The organism is Deltaproteobacteria bacterium (genome assembly GCA_017302835.1).
Lineage (GTDB): Bacteria > Bdellovibrionota > Bdellovibrionia > Bdellovibrionales > Bdellovibrionaceae > UBA2316.
This window is the reverse complement of the sequence record JAFLCC010000024.1, coordinates 35,759-42,164: the sequence shown is the minus strand read 5'-3', so window position 1 is coordinate 42,164 and position 6,406 is coordinate 35,759. Positions and strand designations below refer to the sequence as shown.

Sequence of the window (6,406 nt, the reverse complement as noted above, 5' to 3'; positions counted from 1 at the left end):
ACATGGAGTATTTTAAGCTTAAAATAATGCAAAAAGTTGGCTACCTAAACAGCCGTTTTGCCCTGCAATGGAAGTATGACCCTGAATCCAATTAAACCCCTATCCCCACAAAAAGAAGAAAGAGGCTTTTATTTGTCATCATTTTAGACAGTAACCAGTGACAATTCGCTATCTTATATCCCATCAAAAATTCAAATAAGACTTCTGTTCGAGCCTATTTACAATGAAACTTTCCATTTATTTAAATTATTTCATATAGATGGACAATTCTGAAAGAAATTTGAAATTAAAATTAATTTTATTTTTAGGGTTAGTCTTTAACGGTATCAGTTATGCAAATGATATTAATTCGAGTGATATTAATTATAAGTTTAGACTGAATGATTCACTTTGATTTAAGTTTTTAACAATTATTTTAATAACCATAGGAGACTAACCATGAAGAATTATAATTATTTGCTAAGTATTATAATTGGAATTTCGAGTTTTAATCTGCATGCGGCAGATATTAAGTCACAAGATAGGATTTTAATATATTCCTATGCTCATATTGATAAAAATAATAGTTACCAAGCTTATAAAGATTTAACTACTTCCTCTGACGAAGCAATAACGTATAAAGTACCAAGCTTAAACTTAAGTGGAGGTAGAATTGTCCCTAGCACAATTTCTGCGCAGACGTCTTGTTTTATTGAACCGGATGGCAAATATTTTAACCCACAGACATTTCCCTCAAATGATATCTCAAAAGTGAACCGTGTCGTTATAACACCAAAGGTTTTAGAAATTAGAGATATTGTAATTAATGGGGATATAAAATATGCAAATTTACACGACTTTAATACTCAGGTTTCTGAAAATCAAATAGTTGATTATAAACTTATCTGCGTTAAATTTAATTCTAAATCAAGAGCATTAGAATACACGTTAGATACTTCAGAAATTCAAACCGCTCTTAAAATTAACGATAGTTCAGGAACATTAAAAGTAATTGCTGAATTCTTGGAGCAAAGTAAATATGATAATAAAATAATAAATGACATCTTGAACAGAAGGGATGATAAAACATTCTCAAATCCCAATCAAAATGGTCCTTTAAGTAATTTCGCACCCTACTTCTTCAAAAACCTATACCTCTAACCTGATTTATTTAACAACGATATTCACTAACTTGTCTGGAACGATGATCACTTTAAGGATCGTCGTTCCTGCGATCAGATCCCCCAAAGTCTCCTTGGCAATCTTCTCTAAGGCTTCCTTGTTTGTTCCTCGCGCCACCTGGGCTCGCTTTCTGGGTTTACCATTAACTGAAATCACTAGCTCGAAATCGGTATCTTCAAGAAATGCAGGATTAAGTTGAGGCCACGATTCATAATCAATTACTTTCTGATGTCCTAATTCCTGCCAAATTTCGGCAGCCAAGTGAGGACAAAATGGCGACAGAACTTTAAGAAAGTTTTCTGCTTGCTGACGATTCATCGCGCTTGATTTTTCAACGGCCGTATTTAAAAACTCCATAAAGCTTGCAATAGCCGTGTTGAAATTAAAATTGATGAAAGAATCATTCACTCGTTTTAAGCACCGATGAAAAGCTCGCTCAAGAATTAACCGATCCGTAGACATTTGGTCATCGTGTTTTAAAAATTGCTTTTTCAGGGTATCATTTTCTTCATGAAAAAAATTCCAAACGCGCTTTAAAAACCTCTCACATCCAGGAAGGCCCTCATCTGTCCAGGGTTTTTCATCATCGAGAGGGCCCATAAACATTTCATAGGCTCGTAAGACATCGCACCCGTGGGACTCAATCACTTCATCTGGGTTTACCACATTCCGAAGGGACTTGGACATTTTGGTGATAAACCTTTCCACTTTTTCGCCGGTGGATTTTCGAATCCATTCCGCACCAGAAGCTTGCACCTCATCGGAGGTTACCAAACGTCCGGTAGAATCTTTAAAGGCAAAGGCGGTGACCATGCCTTGATTGAAAAGTTTTTTGAAGGGCTCAGGATGGGGAACTAATTTTAAATCATAAAAAACTTTGTGCCAAAATCGAGCGTACAACAAATGCATGACCGCATGGGAAGTTCCTCCCACATAAAGATCCACCATTCCCCAATACTTAACTGCTTCTTGAGAAAAAGGTGCTTTGTCATTATTCGGGTCCATAAATCGAAGGTAGTACCAACAAGACCCTGCCCAACCAGGCATGGTGTCTGTGGTGCGCAATAGAGGCACTCCAGGCAATGATTTGGAAGTATGTTGCACCCATTCAGGAACCCGAGCTAGCGGAGCCGAGCCATCCTCATTTGGTTTGAAATCTTTCATATCTGGTAATTCCACCGGGAGCTCTGATTCATGAACGGGAACGATCGATCCATCAGGAGCGAAGGACAAAGGGAACGGTTCACCCCAATAACGTTGTCGTGAAAAAACCCAGTCCTTCAATTTATAAGTGATTTTCTTTTCTCCTAGTCCCACCTTTTCTAATTCTGAGGTGATTTGCAAACGCGCCACCTCTGAGGTCAAACCTGAAAACTGAGCTGAGTTTTGCAACTTTCCATCCTCAGTAAAGCAAGCTTGTTCGTCACTGCAAGCAACCCCTGATGACTGCGTCCCTTCACTCACGACGACACGAATCTGTGGCAAGCCCTGAGTTTTGGCAAAGAGATGATCGCGTTCATCATGGGCAGGAACGGACATCACCGCTCCTGTTCCATATTCAGCAATCACATAGTCTGCAATATAGATTGGAATCTTTTTCTGAGGCAAAAGAGGATGGAATGCGTAGCTCCCCGTAAAAACCCCAGTGATTTCTTTGGCCTCAGCTTTTCTTTCTCGATCGGATTTTGAAGTCGCCTTGAAAATATAACCCTCAACCACAGGCTTTTGGGCTTGAGTGGTTAATTCTCGACTCCAGGGATGCTCGGGGGAAAGCACCACGGCCGTCACTCCGTACAAGGTATCAGGTCTGGTGGTGAAAACTCGAATCTTTTTTTCAGAAGCTTCAACAGGAAAATCGACCTCAGCGCCCTCTGACCGGCCGATCCAATCTACCTGCATTTTCTTGACACTTTCTGGCCAGTCCAAGAGATCCAAATCAGAAATCAGTCGGTCAGCATATTCCGTGATTTTTAAAACCCACTGTTTTAAGGGCCGACGCACACAAGGATGATTTCCTCTTTCGGAGCGTCCCCCGATGACTTCCTCATTCGCTAAGACGGTTTTTAAATCCTCACACCACCACACAGCGACTTCTTTTTGGTAGACTAATCCTTTTTCATATAATTTTAAAAAAAGCCATTGAGTCCATTGATAGTACTCTGGAGTGCTGGTATCGATTTCACGATCCCAGTCATAACTCAATCCTAAATTCTTCAATTGCTTGCGAAAGGTCTGCGCGTTTTGCTCTGTCGTCACTCTGGGATGCTGCCCCGTCTGAATCGCATACTGCTCGGCGGGCAGGCCAAAGGCATCCCAACCCATCGGATGCAAAACATTAAAACCATCCATCCGTTTCCGTCGCGCGATAATATCAGTACCTATATAACCACTTGCATGCCCTACATGAAGACCCGAACCTGAAGGATAGGGGAACATATCAAGGATGTAATAAGAAGGCTTCTGAGGATCAAATCCAAGCTCTCCAGGGTTTTTTGTTTGATAAACCTTTTCTTGTTCCCATCGAGTCTGCCATTTTTTTTCAAAACGTTGAGGGTTGTACTTGGCCATTTGTTATCCTCCAGATGAATCAGATATTATCTAAGCGCGAGTTTGCTGAATTGAGATTAAATCCAATACCCTCTAAAATGCAAGATCAACGATATTCCAACGCGTTGATCCGATTCAGCTCTCTATTGATTCTTCTATACTTTAACAAAAATCATTTTACAGAGGATTTTTCTTAAAGTATATATTGCTCTGTATTTTAACAAAAATCATTTTACAGAGGATTTATTAAATGTCATTTTTAGGAAGAAAATCTGAATTAGCTCTGCTTGAAGAAATTTATTCTCGACCTCATTTTGGCCTTGTAACAGTACAGGGACGCCGAAGAATCGGCAAAAGCACATTGATCCATTTTTTTGCCAAAAAAATGGATTGTAGACTCTATGAGTTTCAGGGCCTGTCCCCGAGGGAGGGACAGACGAATAAAGACCAACTAAATCATTTTGCAAAATCCTATGCAAAATATCTAGGAATAAAATCTATTCAGTTTTCAGACTGGAGCGAGGGGCTTGGGCAATTAGAAAAACTTTGCCAGAAAGATAAGATCATTATTCTATTAGATGAGATTTCATGGCTAGGAGGAAAAGATCCTGACTTCCCTGGAAAGCTTAAAAATACCTGCGATCTATTGAACCGAAAAAACGCTTCCATTTTACTTATTCTCTGTGGCTCTGTTTCTAGTTGGATTCAAAGAAATATCCTTAACAATACAGGTTTTGTCGGCAGAATCTCCAGCGAAATTTTCCTCAAAGAATTAAGCTTATTTGAGGCAAAAAAATTCTTAGTTGAAAGAAATAAGAAAATTAAAACGACTGAAATTATAAAATTTTTGAGTCTCACGGGAGGGGTACCAAAATATCTTGAAGAGATTAACCCCAAAGAATCAGCTGAACACACGATTAATTATTTCTTTATGAATGTGAATGGCTTTTTTTTCACAGAATTTGAAACTATTTTTAATGATATTTTTGGCAAGAGAAATGATCTCTATAAAAAAATTCTTTTGCAACTTAATAAAAAACCAATGACTTTAAATGAAATTACTAAATCATTAAATCTGCCTTTAAATGGTGATTCCACCGATTATCTATTCGATCTAGAACAGGCTGGTTTTATTAAAAAATTTTATTCTTGGAACTTTAAAGGGGGAAATTCGAAAAATTACAAATACCGGATTATAGACAATTACACCCGATTTTACTTAAAATATGTATACCCCAAAAAGAATAGAATTCAGGGCCTGCCACACAAACTTAACAATAAAGAAATCATTCAATGGCCCATTATCTTCGCCTTACAATTAGAAAACCTTATCATCAACAATTTATCCAGTCTGATGAACGTGCTCAAAATTGATGTAAATACCATTGAAAATCTAGGGCCTTATTTCCAGACACAAACTAAAATTAAAAACGGACTTCAAATTGATTTATTAATTCAATGTAAGCGTGGAGTGCTTCATCTCTGCGAGATTAAATCTGGATCTGCAATTGAATTATCCGTTGTTGATGAGGTTAAATTAAAAAATAAAAATCTTAAAAAACCCAAGGGCTTTACTATCTTCAACCACCTTATTCACTTGGGAGCGGTTTCAAATTCAGTCATTGAAAGTGATTTCTTTGATAAAATAATTCCCGTAGAAAAATTACTAGATATAGGTGACGAAGCTTGATAGGTCTAGATTTGAAAGAGACCATAAACGTCTTTGGAAGCGTACTTAATCGTCTAACAATGTTACCAAGGAGCATTGAGTTATTCTTCATTATCAAGAGACCCCCTTTTTATGAGTATTTTCGGTTGATTTAATTATTTCATGAACTTGATTTAGCTTTTTTTCTAAATTTTTCTTAAGTTCAAATGGGTCGAGTGTTTTGTACTGCTCTAGTAAGTCTTGCTTGGTTTGCTCTGTAATGGACTCACAGTCTAATAATCTCTGATAAGGTGTGATTGGTTTGGAATACTTTCTCTTGTACTTTGATCCAACTCTTGTTTTTTGGGTTAACTTGATTTGGGGTACAAAAAAGTTTTGCAATAATCTCCATTCATTTTGATAAATATCGTTCATTAGGAAAACTAAAACCTTTTTTTCAAATCGCTCATATCCAAAAAGTTCTCTAACGTGAGTATAATTTTTTTGCTCTACATAGCATTGATCATTCTTTTTATAAGGTCGCCCTCTCTGTATTTTGATGGTGTTTTTTCCGCGAATTTCTTCGCTTCCAAAATTATCAATTAAAACATTATTCAAAAACTCATTCCCATTATCCACACTTGCCGTGAGGATTTTGAATGGAAGCTTCAGTTCCACTTCCTTTACTATTTCCAATACCCCTCTGCCATATTTTCCCCACATCGAGCCATTTTCAGTCCAGCCGCTAAAAACATCTGTTATCGTCAAACTCCACACAAATATCCCACTCATCGAGTACCCACAGTGGGCTACCGTGTCCATCTCCGTATGACCTGGCTCTGTGACCGTCCAATCAAACGTCTTTAGTGGCACCACCTTCTTTAACAAAGGATTACTCAGAATCATAAAGAATCTTCGAAAGTGACTTAAATGAAGACTTTGTTTGTATTTTAGACAGTTTTATTTGTCAGAAAAATTTTATAGGTCGCCAGCTTGGCCCTAAATTCGAATAGATCTGATTCATATAGATCTGGAAAGCTGAGGTGATTC

Annotated in this window: 4 protein-coding genes; 2 read left to right on the top strand and 2 right to left on the bottom strand. The window is 37.7% G+C overall.

Annotated elements, in window-relative coordinates; translation table 11 throughout:
* Nucleotides 1–438 precede the first annotated feature (438 nt).
* Nucleotides 439–1,140, top strand: coding sequence for a hypothetical protein (locus J0M15_16165; GenBank protein ID MBN8538584.1), 702 nt, complete (start codon nucleotides 439–441; stop codon nucleotides 1,138–1,140).
* 6 nt (nucleotides 1,141–1,146) lie between these two features.
* Here the strand turns inward: J0M15_16165 and J0M15_16160 are convergent, their stop codons facing one another.
* Nucleotides 1,147–3,729, bottom strand: a complete 2,583-nt coding sequence (locus tag J0M15_16160; protein ID MBN8538583.1) for a leucine--tRNA ligase — start codon at nucleotides 3,727–3,729, stop codon at nucleotides 1,147–1,149.
* Nucleotides 3,730–3,958: 229 nt separating this feature from the next.
* On the opposite strand from J0M15_16160, the gene J0M15_16155 reads away from it, so the two are divergent.
* Nucleotides 3,959–5,398, top strand: coding sequence for an ATP-binding protein (locus J0M15_16155; GenBank protein ID MBN8538582.1), 1,440 nt, complete (start codon nucleotides 3,959–3,961; stop codon nucleotides 5,396–5,398).
* A 93-nt stretch (nucleotides 5,399–5,491) separates the two neighbouring features.
* On the opposite strand, the gene J0M15_16150 is transcribed toward J0M15_16155, so the two are convergent.
* Nucleotides 5,492–6,262 carry a hypothetical protein gene (locus tag J0M15_16150; GenBank protein ID MBN8538581.1) on the bottom strand — a complete coding sequence of 257 codons (771 nt, stop codon included), beginning with the start codon at nucleotides 6,260–6,262 and terminating at the stop codon, nucleotides 5,492–5,494.
* Nucleotides 6,263–6,406 lie beyond the last annotated feature (144 nt).

Bases quoted from the DNA above. Each gene is read 5' to 3' on its own strand.
- J0M15_16150 (MBN8538581.1), bottom strand. From the start codon at position 6,262: ATGATTCTGAGTAATCCTTTGTTAAAGAAGGTGGTGCCACTAAAGACG.
- J0M15_16165 (MBN8538584.1), top strand. From the start codon at position 439: ATGAAGAATTATAATTATTTGCTAAGTATTATAATTGGAATTTCGAGT.
- J0M15_16155 (MBN8538582.1), top strand. From the start codon at position 3,959: ATGTCATTTTTAGGAAGAAAATCTGAATTAGCTCTGCTTGAAGAAATT.
- J0M15_16160 (MBN8538583.1), bottom strand. From the start codon at position 3,729: ATGGCCAAGTACAACCCTCAACGTTTTGAAAAAAAATGGCAGACTCGA.